Source organism: Mesorhizobium sp. M0139 (genome assembly GCF_040322455.1).
In the GTDB taxonomy this organism is placed as follows: domain Bacteria; phylum Pseudomonadota; class Alphaproteobacteria; order Rhizobiales; family Rhizobiaceae; genus Mesorhizobium.
In genome coordinates this window covers 91,946-107,018 of record NZ_JAMYTN010000010.1, presented here as the reverse complement: position 1 = coordinate 107,018, position 15,073 = coordinate 91,946, and the positions used below count along the sequence as shown (strand labels likewise).

At 63.5% G+C, this 15,073-nt stretch carries 12 protein-coding genes; 8 read left to right on the top strand and 4 right to left on the bottom strand.

All coding sequences use genetic code 11. The features are described 5' to 3' along the window. The first annotated feature begins 37 nt into the window (after positions 1-37). Positions 38-937, top strand: coding sequence for an MBL fold metallo-hydrolase (locus NKJ58_RS18470; RefSeq protein ID WP_352853626.1), 900 nt, complete (start codon positions 38-40; stop codon positions 935-937). Between the two features lie 22 nt (positions 938-959). Here the strand turns inward: NKJ58_RS18470 and proC are convergent, their stop codons facing one another. The 3 genes from proC to NKJ58_RS18455 form a co-directional block, all read right to left on the bottom strand. Further along, positions 960-1,775 carry a pyrroline-5-carboxylate reductase gene (gene proC, locus NKJ58_RS18465; RefSeq protein ID WP_023669294.1) on the bottom strand — a complete coding sequence of 272 codons (816 nt, stop codon included), beginning with the start codon at positions 1,773-1,775 and terminating at the stop codon, positions 960-962. Positions 1,776-1,862: 87 nt separating this feature from the next. Continuing rightward, on the bottom strand, positions 1,863-3,182 hold the full coding sequence (locus tag NKJ58_RS18460; RefSeq protein ID WP_023681901.1) for an O-antigen ligase family protein: 1,320 nt from the start codon (positions 3,180-3,182) through the stop codon (positions 1,863-1,865). Further along, a complete protein-coding gene (locus NKJ58_RS18455) occupies positions 3,151-4,149 on the bottom strand; it encodes a glycosyltransferase family 2 protein (protein ID WP_023692395.1) in 999 nt (332 codons plus the stop codon). Before NKJ58_RS18455 ends, NKJ58_RS18460 begins: the two co-directional genes overlap by 32 nt. Positions 4,150-4,321: 172 nt before the next feature. Here NKJ58_RS18455 and NKJ58_RS18450 point away from each other — a divergent pair, with 172 nt between their 5' ends. From NKJ58_RS18450 to NKJ58_RS18440, 3 genes are read left to right on the top strand one after another with little or no spacing between them, the layout of a single operon-like run. Then, positions 4,322-5,494, top strand: coding sequence for a glycosyltransferase (locus tag NKJ58_RS18450; RefSeq protein ID WP_352498577.1), 1,173 nt, complete (start codon positions 4,322-4,324; stop codon positions 5,492-5,494). Further along, a complete protein-coding gene (locus tag NKJ58_RS18445) occupies positions 5,491-6,285 on the top strand; it encodes a WecB/TagA/CpsF family glycosyltransferase (RefSeq protein ID WP_352853586.1) in 795 nt (264 codons plus the stop codon). The genes NKJ58_RS18450 and NKJ58_RS18445 overlap by 4 nt, the downstream gene beginning before the upstream one ends. Next, entirely contained in the window at positions 6,282-7,205 is a 924-nt protein-coding gene (locus NKJ58_RS18440) for a DUF6492 family protein (protein ID WP_352853584.1), read from the top strand. The genes NKJ58_RS18445 and NKJ58_RS18440 overlap by 4 nt, the downstream gene beginning before the upstream one ends. On the opposite strand, the gene NKJ58_RS18435 is transcribed toward NKJ58_RS18440, so the two are convergent. Continuing rightward, positions 7,202-8,497: a lipopolysaccharide biosynthesis protein gene (locus NKJ58_RS18435; RefSeq protein ID WP_352853582.1), complete on the bottom strand. Its 1,296-nt coding sequence runs from the start codon at positions 8,495-8,497 to the stop codon at positions 7,202-7,204. The genes NKJ58_RS18440 and NKJ58_RS18435 overlap by 4 nt on opposite strands. Positions 8,498-8,695: 198 nt before the next feature. Between NKJ58_RS18435 and NKJ58_RS18430 the strand changes: the two genes are divergently transcribed. From NKJ58_RS18430 to NKJ58_RS18415, 4 genes are all read left to right on the top strand, one after another. Beyond that, complete coding sequence (locus tag NKJ58_RS18430) at positions 8,696-10,984, top strand: GumC family protein (RefSeq protein WP_352853580.1); 2,289 nt, start codon at positions 8,696-8,698, stop codon at positions 10,982-10,984. A gap of 355 nt (positions 10,985-11,339) precedes the next feature. Continuing rightward, positions 11,340-12,239: a bifunctional methylenetetrahydrofolate dehydrogenase/methenyltetrahydrofolate cyclohydrolase FolD gene (gene folD / locus NKJ58_RS18425; RefSeq protein WP_023681888.1), complete on the top strand. Its 900-nt coding sequence runs from the start codon at positions 11,340-11,342 to the stop codon at positions 12,237-12,239. Between the two features lie 17 nt (positions 12,240-12,256). Continuing rightward, on the top strand, positions 12,257-13,249 hold the full coding sequence (locus tag NKJ58_RS18420; RefSeq protein WP_352853578.1) for a GlxA family transcriptional regulator: 993 nt from the start codon (positions 12,257-12,259) through the stop codon (positions 13,247-13,249). Between the two features lie 151 nt (positions 13,250-13,400). Beyond that, positions 13,401-15,059, top strand: coding sequence for a vWA domain-containing protein (locus NKJ58_RS18415; protein WP_352853577.1), 1,659 nt, complete (start codon positions 13,401-13,403; stop codon positions 15,057-15,059). The last annotated feature ends 14 nt before the right edge of the window (positions 15,060-15,073 follow it).

Genomic DNA, 15,073 nt, shown 5'->3' with positions numbered 1-15,073 from the left:
TCAGTTGAACCCCATTGAGGTTGAAATCTTGCAAACCATTTGGACAAGACGCGAAACAATGAAAACCCTTCTGGCAACGGGCATGGTTGCCATGCTTCAGCCTCTGGCTTTTGCAGCCAAGGCCGCCGCCAAGCTGGAATGGACCTATTTTCAGGCTGACGAGAGGGGTTTCCGCCGCACGCCGGTGCTGCTGACCGGTGAGAAGGAAGCCATCCTCCTCGATGGCGGATTTACGCTGTCGGATGGCCGTGCGGTCGCGGATGCGATCAAGGCGACGGGCAAGACTCTGACCACGATCTACGTCAGCTGCAGCGACCCTGACTATTATTTCGGCCTGCGTCCCGTCGCGGATGCTTTCCCCGACGCCAAGATCATCGCAGCCGCTGCGACGGTGGCTGCCATCAAAGCCAATGTGCAAGCCAAGCTGGATGTCTGGGGCCCGCAGCTCAAGGACAATGGACCGAAGGTCCTGGCGGATGTCGTCATTCCCGAGGCATCCGATATCACCTCACTTGAAATCGAAGGAAACAAGATCGAGATCGTCACCGTCGCCGATCTGAAAGACCGGCGGTATCTCTGGGTGCCCAGCCTTGAAGCGGTGTTCGGCGGCGTGCTGATCTCGTCCGGCGTACATGTCTGGGTTGCCGACGAGCCAACCGTAGACGACCGCAAGAAATGGATTGCCGCGCTCAACGAAATCGCGTCCCGCAAACCCAACATCGTGGTGCCGTCCCATCAGGTAGCCGGTGCACCGGACGGTCTGGCGGCCGTGGAATTCACCCGCGCCTACCTCGAAGCTTTCAATAAGGAAGCCGAAAAAGCGAAATCCAGCGTCGAGCTGATTGCAGCGATGAAGCGGCGCTATTCCGATCTTCTTGACGTCTCGTCCCTGGAACTGGGCGCAAAGGTCGCCAAGGGTGAGATGAAGTGGGGCTGATACGGCCCCGCGAGCGTCTCGGCTACTTCCCCAATTCCACCGACCGCAGCCGCGCGGCTTCCACCGCCTCGGTCAGCAGCTTCGTCAGCCGGTCTTCGCCCATCAGCACGGCAAGGGCGGCTGCCGTGGTTCCGTTGGGGCTGGTCACCTGCTGGCGCAGGACGCCGGGCTCCTCGCCGCTTTCGGCAGCGAGTGCAGCAGCGCCATAGACGGTCTGCATGGCAAGCAGCCTGGCGGTCTCGGTCGGCAGCCCCGCCTTCTCGGCTGCAACCGTCAGCGCCTCGATGAAATGGAAGATGTAGGCCGGACCGGACCCCGAAACCGCCGTCACCGCGTCCATCAGGCCTTCGTCGTCGATCGTCGTCACCACACCGCTCGCCGACAGCAGCTCGGCAACGAAACGCCTGATGTCGTCGGTCACCAGCGGGTTGGAATAGACCACCATCATGCCCTTGCCGATCGCGGCCGGCGTGTTGGGCATGCAGCGGATAACAGGCGCGAGATGGCCGAGGATGTGCTCGAAGGTGGCGACCGGCGTGCCCGCGGCGATGCTGACGAAGGTGGTCCTGCCGTCGCCGAAGCGCTTGTAGGCGGCGGTGACGTCGCGGATCACCTGCGGCTTGACGGCGATGACGACGAGGTCGGGCTCTGCGTCGGCGGGGATCCCGTTCGCGTCCGCGGCGACACTGCAACCGAGGTGCTCGGCGCGCTTGCGCAATTCGGCATTGGGCTCGACCACGAACACGGCTTGCGGGGCAAGCTTGCCGGATTTCAGCCAGCCCGCAAGCATGGCGTAACCCATATTGCCGCAACCGGCGAGAACAAGCCTGATCGTCATTGAGAGCCCTCCGAGACAAGGGTTCTCCTTAGACGCTAGCGGGCAGACGGGAAAGCCCCTCAAGGGGTGCTGGATCAGGCCAGCCGGTCAAGGTCGCCGGCGCACCGCGATCGGCCGCAGCGACACTTGCCGCAAGCCAAGCACGCCGAGCACGAAGAGCAGCCACACCGGGTCGCCGCGATGGAAGAAGAAGCTTTCCAGGAACGCGTTCAGCGCCGTGAACAGCACCACCATCATGAAGAAGTCACCGAGATAGATGTTCTCCTTGCGCGGCGGGATGCGCATGTAGTCGCGCAGCGGCGCGATCACGAAAGTGTAGACGGCAACGCACAGCGCCGGGATGCCCATCAGCACCGCAATGTCGAGATAGCCGTCATGGCCATGCACGATGGTCCGGATGTCCCAGGCCCGGTCGAAAGGCTGGTCCTGGCTCAGCAGCAGCGGCGTGCCCCAGAAGCTTTCATAGCCGTAGCCGGTCCAAGGCTTCTTCGCCAGCATCTCGCCGGAGAACTCCCACAGCGTCGTGCGCCCGGTATAGGTGAGGTCGGGGAAATAGGTGGCCGCCAGCTCTTTCACCGGCGGGATGAAGACGATGCCTAAGGTACCGATGGCCGTCGCAATGATCGCCAGTGCAAACAGGATCGGCGTGCCGAACCGCATGCCGATCAGGCCCGGCAGCACGACGATCAGGATCGAGAACGGCACCAGGCCGGCCGTCGTCTTGGATCCGGTGTGCAGCATGAAGATCATCGCCGCGCCGAAGATCGCCACGCCCCAGAATTTCTGGCCGCGCCGGAAGAGATAGAGGCCGGCGAAGCTGAAGCAGGCCATGATTGGTCCGGCAATGTTCTTGTGGGCGAACACACCACGCCACAGGCCGGCATGTTCGGGCTCCTGCGAATCGGCCGTATGCAGGGCCTCATGCGGAAAGACGATGAGGCCGACATAGGACAGGCCGATAACGACGATCGCGCAGAATATGATGACTTTCGAAAAACTGTCGGCATCGCGCGGCAGCACCAGGACCGTCGCTATCGTCAGAACGCCAAGCAGCGTGAAGAAGGCCGCGCGCATGGCCGAGGACGGGTCGGTCGCGTCGATGACCGAAAGCATGAAAAAGCCGAGCATCAGAATCCAGGACGGGCTGAGCAGCGAGCGCACCACCTTGGGGTCGGCGAACGTCAGCAGTGAGAAGATCGAAATGGCGCCGAGCGAACTGAAGCCGAGCTGGTTGACGATGTCGCCGCCGTCGCCGGTCAGTTCCGCGCCTGCCGGCTGAAACGGCCGGAACGACACGATGACGACGGCAAACAACAGCGCGGCAATCGCCGTCGCCACGCCGTCGCGGGTGACGATGCCGCCCAGCAGCAGCTCGTCAGTTCTTCTCAGGCTGCCTGTATTGCTCATTGGCGTATCCGAATTCGGCAAGCACGCGGCCGAGCGAGACATAGACGGGGTAAAGCGCCGTCGACAGCGATCCTGTCCGCGCCAATTTGATTGCGCCGCGCACGGGCGAGGCTATCAGCAGCGCCAGGCTTTTTGCAAACACCTTGGCGCCGGCGAATGGCGTGCCGGCGCGCTTCTTCTTTTCGACCAGCGTCGAGATTACACCGTTGCGTAAGGATCGGGCGCGGATCCAGTCAGCCTCGACGCGCCGGGCCGGAACGCCTTCGCGCACCTTTGCCTCGGCGCACCAGCCAAGCACGAAACCTTTCTGCGCCGAGCGGCTGAGGAAGTCGGAATCGCCGCCGCCCATGAAGTTGAACCGCAGGTCGAGGAAGGGTGGCCCCATGATGGTGAGCACATTGCGCCCGACCAGAAGGTTGCCCGAGGAATAGAGTGCGGCCACGCGCCCGGTCTGGCGATAGGGCGGCGCAAACACCGGGTGCTCGGCCCATTTGGCGTGAGCAGGATCGGTAAACACCGGCACTTGCGGGCCACCGACAATGTCGGCGCCAAGCGTCTCCGCCGTCCTGCACATGCGCTCCAGCCAGTCCGCGTCGGCGATCTCGTCATCGTCGATGACCAGCAGGTGGCGGAAATCCGGAAAATGCAGGATCGCCGTCTGCCAGCCAGCATTGTAGGCACTGCAATTGCCCCGCTCATGCGCGATGATGACCATGCCCTTCATATCGTCGCGTTCGAACAGCGGCACGGCCGCCTGGGCGCCCTCACGCGCCTCGGCCTCGTTTTCGATGACGATGACGGCGAAGCGCCGGCTGGTTTGCTGTGCCTTGAGCGACGCCAGCGTTTCGAGCAGCAGTTGCGGCCGCTTGAAGGTCGGCAGCGTGACGACGGCTTCCATCGTCTCTGCGGCGAGCCCCGGAGAGCGTCCCGCAATCGATACCGAACCGTCCGATGGCAAAGGGATCATCCGCTCCAGCCGCATGTTTTGAATCTGGCTTTCGATAACACCGCGACGATAACGTTTCGTTAATCACCTTTCGCAGCGGCGCCTGCCGGTCCGCGCCTTTCAGCCGTTGCGTTGCGTGATTTAATCAAGGGTTCACCCAGCTTTGCTAGTGGCTGACGCCTGGATAGGTGAGATGCATCTGCTGTTCGCCACATCGATCGTGCCCGACGGCGCTCTCGCTTCGGGCTATGAGATCGCCAATGCTGCGATCATCGCCGCCTTGCGGCGCGCCGGCGTGCGCGTCACCGTCATCGGCTTCATCTGGCCGGGCAAGGCGCCCAGCGACCCCGAAAACACCATCGTGCTCGGCGCCGTCGACGTGCGCACGGAAAGCGCCTCGGCGCGGCAGAAGCTCGCCTGGCTTGGCAAGGCGGTGCTGTCAGGGCTCACCTTCGCTTCCGTGAAGCTGCGCGCGGTTTCCGACAGCGAAGTCCGTGCCGCGATCGAGCGCGCCGGTCCCTTCGACGGCTATGTCCTGAATTCGGTGCAGTTCGCCGGCGCCTTTGAAAAACTGTTCGCCGACCGTCCCTCGATTTTCGTCGCCCACAATGTCGAACATGGTTCGGCCAAAGAGAATGCGGCAGCAGCAAACAGTCGCTTCCAGCGCCTGCTGTTTGCCCGCGAGGCCAGGCTGCTCAAGACCATGGAGGAGCGGCTCTGCCGCCGGGCTCGCTTCGTCTTCACGCTGGCCGAGGAAGACCGCGCCGCACTCGGCGTTGCCAGCGACGACCGCTCGGCGGTGCTGCCGCTGGTGACCACTGCCACGGCGCCAAAGCCGGTCAAGCCGCGCCGCATCGATTGCGACGCGGCGCTGATCGGCACTTGGACCTGGCAGCCGAACCGCATCGGCCTCGACTGGTTCCTGGAAAAAGTCGTGCCGCATCTTCGCCGGAGTTTTCGCATCAGGGTCGCCGGCAACATGCCGTCGGATATCACCTCTGCCCATCCCGGTGTCGAATTTGTCGGCCGCGTGCCCGACGCCCAGGATTTCGTGCGCGGCGCCGCCGTCATTCCACTGATCAGCACCGCAGGCAGCGGCGTTCAGCTCAAGACCATCGAAACCTTCGAACTCGGCCTGCCGTCGGTCGCCACCAGCCGTTCGCTGCGCGGCATCGATCATCGCCCGGCAAATTGTTTCATCACCGACGATCCGGCCGCCTTCGCCGGCGCGCTGGAGGCAGCTGCGGCCGATGTCAGGGATGTCGATGGCACCGCCTTCCATCGCCGGCAGATCAAGGCACTGGATGCCGCCATCAGGCTCGGCCTGGAAAAGCTTGGGCCGGTGGGGAAGGAGGTGTTTGCATGAACATGCACACCGCCCGCGCCGCCTTCGGGCTCGATACGCTGAAGACGATCCTTGGCATTTCGGTCCTTGCCATCGGCTGGGATGACGCGATCGCGCTGCTCACTCGTCTGATCGCCGAGCGGCGCTTCACCAAGGTCAGTTTTCTCAACGCTCACAACGCCAACATCGCCTCTACCGATCCGGTCTTTGCCGAGGCGCTCGACGATTTCCTCATCCTGCCTGACGGCGTTGGCGTCGATCTGGCGGCAAAGCTGCTCTACGGTGCGCCGTTCCCGGACAATCTCAACGGCACTGATCTCATTCCGGCCTTTCTGCAGGCATCGGCGAGGCCGCTGACCGTCGGGTTGCTTGGTGCCACCCGCGCCAACGCCGAGGCGGCGTCGGTCAGGCTGGCCGCGCTGGCGGTGCAGCACGAATTCGTCGTCATCCATGACGGCTATTTCTCCCCCGCCGAAGAGCAGGCGATCGTCGATCGCATCGAGGCATTGCGGCCCGACGTGCTGCTTGTGGCCATGGGCGTGCCGCGCCAGGAATTGTGGATCGCCCGTCATATCGATGCCCGCCACTGCACGCTGCCGATCGCCGTCGGCGCGCTGCTCGATTTTCTCTCCGGCACGGTGCCGCGGGCGCCTCTGTGGATGCGCCAGCTGAGGCTCGAATGGTTGTTCCGTCTGTGCATCGAGCCCGGCCGGCTGTGGCGCCGCTACGTCCTCGGCAATCCGGTGTTCCTGCTGCGTGTCGTCAGGCAGAAATTCTCACATCGGCCCGAGCCCGCCGGAGAGTTGCGGTGAACAGCCGCGTCGTGCCGAGCCCTGCAGCCGAGACCGGTGCCCTGCCGCAAACGCCGACGGCGGCGGTGGTGACCGCCAGCTATGCGCCGGATTTCGAACGCTGCCGCCTGTTGTGCGAGACCCTCGACCGCCATGTCTCCGGCGTGGCGCATCATTACATTCTGGTCGAGCACCGCGACGTGGCGCTGTTTCGCCAGTTGGAAAACGACCGCCGCAGCGTTGTCGACGAGCGCGACCTGCTGCCGCGCTGGCTGCGTGTGTTCGACGATCCGATGAGCCTCTTTCGCCGTCGCATCTGGCTCAGTTTCAAGGCCCAGCCGCTGCGCGGCTGGCATGTGCAGCAGCTGCGCCGCATCGCCATCGCTGCGCATGCTGAAGAAGACGTGCTGGTCTTCTGTGATTCCGACGTCGCCTTCCTCAAGCCATTCGATCTGAGCGCCTTCTGGCGCGACGGCAAGGTGCGGCTGTTCCGGCGCGACGGCGTGCTGTCGAGCGACGGTCACGACGAGCATCGCATCTGGTCGCGCAATGCGGCCTCGGCGATTGGTATCGATGCATCCGAGGTTTCGAACCACGACTATATTTCGACGCTGATCGCCTGGCGCCGTCAGACCGTGACGGCGATGTGCGCCGAGATCGAGAAGGTGCACGCGCGCGGCTGGGTCGAGGTCATCGCTTCAGTGCGCCGGTTCTCCGAATGCATGATCTATGGCCGCTATGTCGACGATGTGCTGAAGGGCGCTGGCCATTTCCGCGGCTCGGAGGAATTCTGCCGCGTGCACTGGACCGGGGAGGCGCTGTCGGATGACGAATTCCGCAGCTTCGTCGCCGCTATGGCACCGGGGCAGGTGGCGATCGGCATGCAATCCTTCATCGGCACCGATATCGGCCGCATCCGCCGCCTGATCGGATTGGCTTAGATTGCCTTGGCGGGCTTGCGCAGCGCCGAATAGGTCAGCAGCGCCGAGGCGAGATAGAGCAGCAGGAAGACGACATTGAGCGATACGACAAGCCTGGGCGTGTCGGCAATCGTGGTCAGCACATAGGTCAACAGCACCGCCTTCAGCCCCGCCAGCAGGCCGAGGTTGAGCGCCCTGAGCGCGGTCTGGCCGCGCGCGAACAGCAGCTCGGCCTGGTATTCGACCAGGTTGCGCAGTCCCGGCACGCCGATTGCCAATGCCACCAAGGGCGCCGCCTCGGCGACATTCCGGCCAAGTGCATTGGGGACGAAATGCAGCACGATGCCGAGTGCGGCCAGCGCCAATGTCGATACCAGGAACACGCCGGCTTCGATACCGCTCTTGACCCGCAGTCGCGACAACAGCTCCGGCGACCGCATCATCTTCTGCACCAGCATCATCGAGAAGGTGCGGATCGGTATTGCCGTCAGGTCGACCAGCCGCATGATGATGGCATAGATGCCGGCCAGACGCGGCCCGCCGATCGCCAGGACGAGCAGCTTGTCGAATTCCGACTGCAGGTAGAACAGCACTTCGGCGCCGGCAACATAGATCGAATCGGCAAGCCGCCTGAGATAGAGCTCGGTGCGCAGCCTCAGCCGCTGGCGTGGATAATAGAAGCCGAAGGCCAGCAGCAGCGAGGCGGCGTTGGCGCCGATGTAGAACAATGACCAGATCCAGACGCTGTGCTGCCCCGACAGCATGAACAGCACGGCGCCCAGCGCACGGAACGCCGTGGTCACGATCGACAGCACCGCGGCGCGGCCGAATTTGCCGAGCCCGTTGTTGACGATCAGCACCACCTCGACCGGCCGCCACAAAAGCGCTTCGGCAAAGACGATTGCGGCAAAGACGGCCAGAGGCACGGTGCTGGCGAAGAAGATCAGGTAGACGCCCCACGAGGCCGCCGCCAGCAGTGGTAAGGACACGGCGCCAAGCAAAAGGAAGCCGGCGGTGAAGGTGCCGATCAGATTGGGGCGGATGGTGGCTGTGCGGTAAAGCGCCGAGATGAAGCCGAAAGCGAGGATGCGCGACAGCATGACGCCGGCCGCCGAGGCGGTGGCGAACATGCCGAACTCGGCAATCGACAGCGTGTTGGCAAGTGCGATGAAATAGGCAAGCGAGAACACCAGCCGCCCGCCGGCGCCGCTGATGGCTGAAAGATAGTCGCGAACCAGCCCCCGTCTTTCGGCAAGGAAGGTGCCGATGCGGGCGAATGTCCGCCTTTGCGGTATGTCGCTGGCCTGCGTCATATCGAGGAAAGCCGTAAGCCGGAAAGCTTAACGTGCGGTTCTGACGCCATTTTACAGATCCCGGCAATGCGTGGCGAAGCGAGAAACTTTCACTTGCAGACTTCGGAAATTAACCTTTTGTTTCCCATGCCTGTTTAGCGTGACTTAACGATTGGCCGACCGCCGCTCCCGCGCCGTCGAAGGTAAAGTTTCGAGACAATGGTCGACAGGGAAAACCGTGAAGACTGGAGGCGCGAGCGTTCCCTCCTGGCGCTCGGCAAAGCCGTGCGCGGCGATGAGGCGGCGGATGCGTCGGCGGTCTCGATCGGTGACCGGGTGGATCCGTCATGGCGCGAGGATGCCGCCACGCGTCACCGCATAGCCCGCTCGCAACGCGAGGCGCGGTCGAATCCGGCGCCAACGTCACCGCCCGAGCCGCCGCAGTTCCAGGCCGACGGCGAACCCGTTTCGGCCGGCAGCGCGCGTGAGGAGCCTATTTCCGGCCGGCGTCAGCAGCACGCCGCCTATGAGCCCCGCTCTTTCCACGAGCAGCGACCGGACCGCGACGACGATGACGGGCAGGAATGGAAACCGCTGATCGATCCGCTCCAGGTCGTCCGCGGCATTAGTCGTTCCAAGTTGCTGATCGTCTCGACGACGATATTGGGGACGGTGCTCGGCGTCGCCGTCGCCGTTTCGACACCGAAGAAATACGAAGCCACCACACAGATGGTCATCGAGCCAGGCGACCTGAAGCTTTCCGACAACGATCTCACCCAACCGGTCGGGCAGCCCGATGCGGCGCTGGCTGTTGTCGAAACCCGCATCAAGATGGTGACATCCGGCAAGGTCCTCGACAAGGTCGTGGCCGATCTCAATCTCGTCGACGATCCGGAATTCAACGGACAGGGCTCTGGCGGCCTTGGCGTCCTGTCGCTCATTCGCTCGATACTGTCGCGCCAGGATGGCCCTGGCGGCGGCGGTGAAGTGCGCCGCCAGGCGCTGGCGGTCGGCAATCTGGCCAAGAGCCTGTCGGTTGAGCGCAGCGGCAAGAGCTTTGTCGTTTCCATCAGCGCCACCACTCAAAGCGCCGACAAATCGGCGGAGATAGCCAATAGGACCAGGGACGTTTTCCAGCAGGAGGCGGCCCAATACCAGTTCGGGATGGCCGGGCGCGCGACGGACCAGCTGACGGCCAAGCTCGATGACCTGCGCAAGAATGTCGAGACAGCGGAGCGCAAGGTCGAGGATTTCAGGGCCACGCATGATCTCGTCGACGCGCAGGGCCATCTGATCAGCGACGACCAGATGCTGAAGCTCAACGAGCAGCTCTCAGTCACCCGGGCCCGTACGCTGGAACTCAATGCCCGGGCCGCGTCGGCGCGTTCGCTGGACGTCAATTCGGTCATCAACGGCACGTTGCCGGAAGAAATCAATTCCAACACGATGAGCGAACTGCGCGCGCAATATGCAGCTTTGAAGCAGGAGGCCGACCGCGCCGCCGTGCGTCTGGGACCGCGTCATCCCGAATACCAGGCGCTCAGTGCCCAGCTCAACGGCTCGCGCGAGCGCATCGCAGGCGAACTGCGCCGCATCGCCTCGTCGCTACAGGTCGATTTGAAGCGCTCGGTCCAGCTCGAGCAGGATCTCGCTTCCCGCCTGGCTCAGGCAAAGGTCCAGAGCGGCGACGTCAACAGCGATCTGGTCAGCCTGCGCGAACTGGAGCGCGATGCCACCGCCAAACGCTCCGTCTACGAACAGTACCTTCTGCGCGCCAAGGAGACCGGCGAACAGCAAAACATCAACACCACCAACATCAATCTGATGACCCCCGCGCAACCGCCGCTCGAACCCAACGGACCGTCGCGGGCTGTAATAGCGCTGGCCGGCCTGCTGCTCGGGCTTGCTTCGGGCATCGGTGTCGGCGCCATGCGCGGCGCCTTTGCCAGCCTGCGCGGCGCTGCCAATTCGCGTTCGCGCGGCAGAATGGACGAGCGCCGCCCTCCGGTCGAGGACAAGGTCTATCGCGCGCCGCTGCCTGTGGCGCCGCCACCGGCAGCACCTCCGGTGTTGCCGACCGCGGCCGTTCCCGCCCGGAGCCCAGGTCTGTTCGACGGACTGTTCTCGGCGATGCGCAAAGCCGCGCCGGGTAGCGGGACGTCAGGCGAACCTGTCGAGACCTACCGCGCCCAACCAGCCGCCGAATATACAAGGCCGGTGCAGGAGCCTGTGGGCTATCGCCAGCCGGACTTCCGGAACGAGGTTCCGCACGCCAAATCCCCTGCGCAGCAGCCTGGCTACGCGCGGCCTCGTCAGCCGGCTGACTATGCCTATTCGCAGGCTCAGCCGATGCCCGTGGCGTCCGAGCAGTGGTCTTCTCCGCAGCCCGCTGGGGCGGTGCCGGAAGACCAGCAGGCGCAAATCGACGATATCCGTGCCGGCCTGCGCGAATTTCGCGAAGCGGTGCGCGAACTCACCGAAAGCCGTTCGCACCGCCGCTATTTCTGAGCAATTCCAGGAAAAGTGTGAAACGGTTTTCCCGGGAAAAGCGCGTAGCGCGCTTTCCCTTGGGAATTGCGTCAAAACAAGAAATAGAGCGGTTCAGCCTTTCCGTAAAAGGATGAGTCGCTCTAGCCCGTCAGCACAGAATAAAAGCTGCCGGTTTCGAGTTTACGGCATTTGACGGCGCTTTGACGGGATTGCTTAGGCCAAATTTCGTGAAAATGCTGCGCAGCATGGCGCCCAAAAAAGCGCTGCCGTCGGGCTTTACCCGAATGGGCGGAACGTTTGGGCCAACGACATGCACGAAGCAACGTTCAAGGCGCGCGCCGCGCCTTGGCTGGAATGATGTCGAGGATGGTTCATGGCCGAAGTGATTGACGGAAAGATCGTCGCCGCAGACGTGGTTCAGAAGGTCAAGGCCTTGACCGAGGACCTGGTCGCCAAGGGAAAGGCCCAGCCCGGCTTGGCGGTGGTCATCGTCGGCGAGGATCCGGCAAGCCAGGTCTATGTCGCGTCGAAGTCGCGCACCGCCAAGGAATGCGGCTTTCATTCGCTGCAGCACACGCTGCCGGCCGACACGTCCGAAGCGGCACTGCTGAAGATCATCGGCGAACTCAACGCCGATCCGGCCATCAACGGCATTCTGGTGCAGCTGCCGCTTCCCGCCCATATCGATGCCGGCAAGATCATCCAGGCCATCGCACCGCAAAAGGATGTCGACGGCTTTCATTTCATCAATGTCGGCAAGCTCGGCACCGGCGAACTCGAAACAGCCTTCGTGCCCTGCACGCCGGCCGGCTCCATGCTTTTGATCGAACGCGTGCGCGGCAAGGATCTTTCCGGCCTCAACGCGGTCGTCGTCGGCCGCTCCAACATCGTCGGCAAGCCGATGGCAAATCTGTTGCTTGCCGCCAACTGCACCGTCACCATCGCCCACAGCCGCACCAAGGATCTGCCGGCGCTGGCCCGCACAGCCGACATTCTGATTGCCGCCGTCGGCCGGCCCGAAATGATCAAGGGCGACTGGGTCAAGCCGGGCGCCACCGTGATCGATGTCGGGATCAACCGCATTGCCGCACCCGAGAAGGGCGAAGGCAAAACCCGCCTCGTGGGCGATGTAGCCTATGCCGAAGCGGCCAAGGCCGCCGGCGCCATCACCCCCGTGCCCGGCGGTGTCGGACCGATGACCATTGCCATGCTGATGGCCAATACGTTAGCCTCAGCCTACCTTGCGGCCGGCTTGAAGCGGCCTTCCTTCTGACCCAGAAAGCAGCTTCTTTGCCGAACCTTACTACACCCTCTGAACGGCCGGATGATCCCGTTCAAGGGGGCCGGCAATTCGCGTTCTTGCTGGTCGACAAGTTTTCGATGTTTTCGTTGGCAGCGGCGATCGATACCTTCCGCTCGGCCAACCGCCTGCTCGGCCGCGATTTCTATGGCTGGACGACGGTCTCGGCCGACGGCGATCCCGTCATGGCCTCCAACGGCCTGCCGCTCAAGATCGACTATGCCGTCGCCGATTTGCCGCCGGTCGATATCCTGTTCGTGTCGGTGGGCCTGTCGGTCGAGTTCCCCGGCAAGAGCAAGGTGCTGGCGGCGCTGCGCGGCTGGGGCCGGCGCGGCAATGCGCTCGGCGCGCTGTCGGTGGGCTCTTACCTCCTGGCCGAAGCCGGTCAGCTCGAAGGTTATCGCTGCACCATCCATTGGGAAAACCGCGCCGGCTTCGTCGAGCGCTTTCCCGACATCAATTGCACCGGCAACGTCTTCGAGATCGACCGCAAGCGCTACACCTGCGCCGGCGGCACCACCTCGATCGACCTGATGCTGGAGATCGTGCGTGGCGACTTCGGCTCGAACCTCGCCAACGGCGTTGCCAACCAGTTCCAGCATGAGCGCATCCGCTCCGCCGGCGACCGCCAGCGCGTCGGGCCGGAGCGCGACCTGACCGGCAAGTCGGAGAAGCTAAGGCGCATCGTCGAACTGATGGCCGACCATCTCGACGAGCCGCTATCAGCCGTGCAGCTTGCTAAATCGGCGGGCCTGTCGGTGCGCCAGGTCGAGCGCTTGTTCCTGCGCCATTTGAGCGTCACGCCCGGTCGTTACTACATGCGGCTCAGGCTTGAGCGGGCGCGCGAACTGCTGCGCCAGACCAACATGCCGATCCTCGACGTGGCCATTGCCACCGGCTTTACCTCGCACTCCTATTTCGCGCAGAGCTATCGGCTGCAATTCGGCCGGCCCCCTTCCGAAGAGCGCCGCACCACGTACTGACGCGGTGCTTAGCCGGCCTCGGAACAGGCCTCGGCCGGCGCCGATCCTGTTACACGGCAACCGTTCGTGACCCGCTCCGGGGCTTGTGCCCGGACGCGGCGTCAAATAGCTTGCCGCCGCATATTAAGAGGGCGGCCTCAAGGAGATTTCCATGGCGGGACTTTTGCGGAGCGTCGCTGCGGCGCTGCTCCTTTTGTCGATGACTTCGCTCGGCTTTGCCGCCAACAAGGTTATCATCATTCTTGACGCTTCAGGCTCGATGTGGGCCCAGATCGACGGCAAGCCGAAGCTCGAGATCGCGCGCGAATCGCTGAGGACCGTACTGCAGTCGGTCCCGGGCGACGACGAGATCGGCTTCATGGCCTATGGCCACCGCGAAAAGGGCAGCTGCGACGACATCGAGCTGATCGTGCCGCCGCAAGCCGGCTCGGCTAGCGCCATTTCGGCCGCTGCCGACAGCCTGAAATTCCTCGGCAAGACGCCGCTGACCGCAGCCGTCAAGCAGGCGGCCGAAGCTCTGAAATACACCGAGGACAAGGCGACCGTGGTTCTCATCACCGATGGGCTTGAAACCTGCGAAGGTGACCCGTGCGCGCTGGGCAAGGAACTGGAGGCCTCAGGCGTCGATTTCACCGTCGACGTCGTCGGCTTCGGCCTGACCGCTGACGAGGGCAAGCAGATTGCCTGTCTCGCCGACAACACCGGCGGCAAATATATCCAGGCCTCGGACGAGAAGGCGCTGCAGGAAGCACTGATCGAAACCGTCGCCGCGCCGGCTCCGGCGCCGGCACCCGAACCCGCTCCGGCGCCTGCCCCTGAACCGGCAAAGCCCGAATTCAATTTCATCCCGAGCGTGGTCATGGCGGAAGGCGGCGATCCGATCACCGACGGCAATGCCTGGGAGGTCTACAAGGCCAAGGCCGATGGCACGCGCGGCGACAACGTCACCACCGAATACGGCGCCTACAAGGGCAATCTGGAGCCGGGCGACTACATCATCGTCGCGCGCGACGGGGAGGCCAAGTCCGAACAAAAGCTCAAGGTCGAGGCAAGCCAGATCTACAAGCCGCTCTTCACCCTGAATGCCGGCACGCTCATCATTCATCCGCGACCAAGCGTGGGGGCGGATGTTGTCGATGGCGCGGCTGTCGTGATCGACTATCCGAGCGCCGATAACCCCGCGACCTACTATGGCACCACCAAGGTGGTGTTGCCGGCCGGCGACGAGAAAGTGACTGTCACCATCGGCCAGGGCGTGGCTACCGAGACGATTCCGCTCGCTGCCGGCAAGACGGTCGAAAAGGACATCATCGTCGGCGTCGGGCATGTCGTGGCCAACGCCTACTATGTTGCCGGCGGCGACAAGGCCGATGGTTCAGGCATTGGCTTCAAGGTCTTCAAGGCGAAAAAGAAGATCGACGGGACCAGGGAAGAGGTGACCTACTCCTATGGCCCTGACAGCAAGTTCGATCTGCCGGCCGATGACTATGTGTTGATTGCGACGGTCGACCTCGCCGTCGTCGAGCAGCCGTTCACCGTCAAGGTCGGCGAATTCCAGGATGTGAAGGTCGCCATGAACGCCGGCGTGCTGGCAATCACCGCGCCCGGCGCTTCAAAGATCGAGATTTTCGAGGCTAAGAAAGACATCAACGGCAATCGCAAGTCGCTTGGCTACGCTTACGACCAGAAGTATCAGGCGGCGATAGCGACCGGCGATTATGTGGTCGTTTCGGAGAAGTCGGACAACAGCTCGAAGGAAGGCACCGTAACAGTCAAGGCCGGCGAGCGAGCCGAGCTCACGGTGCAATAGGATCGTATGGACGA

Bases quoted from the DNA above. Each gene is read 5' to 3' on its own strand.
- proC (WP_023669294.1), bottom strand. From the start codon at position 1,775: ATGACGATCAGGCTTGTTCTCGCCGGTTGCGGCAATATGGGTTACGCC.
- NKJ58_RS18460 (WP_023681901.1), bottom strand. From the start codon at position 3,182: ATGAGCAATACAGGCAGCCTGAGAAGAACTGACGAGCTGCTGCTGGGC.
- NKJ58_RS18455 (WP_023692395.1), bottom strand. From the start codon at position 4,149: ATGATCCCTTTGCCATCGGACGGTTCGGTATCGATTGCGGGACGCTCT.
- NKJ58_RS18450 (WP_352498577.1), top strand. From the start codon at position 4,322: ATGCATCTGCTGTTCGCCACATCGATCGTGCCCGACGGCGCTCTCGCT.
- NKJ58_RS18445 (WP_352853586.1), top strand. From the start codon at position 5,491: ATGAACATGCACACCGCCCGCGCCGCCTTCGGGCTCGATACGCTGAAG.
- NKJ58_RS18435 (WP_352853582.1), bottom strand. From the start codon at position 8,497: ATGACGCAGGCCAGCGACATACCGCAAAGGCGGACATTCGCCCGCATC.
- NKJ58_RS18430 (WP_352853580.1), top strand. From the start codon at position 8,696: ATGGTCGACAGGGAAAACCGTGAAGACTGGAGGCGCGAGCGTTCCCTC.
- folD (WP_023681888.1), top strand. From the start codon at position 11,340: ATGGCCGAAGTGATTGACGGAAAGATCGTCGCCGCAGACGTGGTTCAG.
- NKJ58_RS18415 (WP_352853577.1), top strand. From the start codon at position 13,401: ATGGCGGGACTTTTGCGGAGCGTCGCTGCGGCGCTGCTCCTTTTGTCG.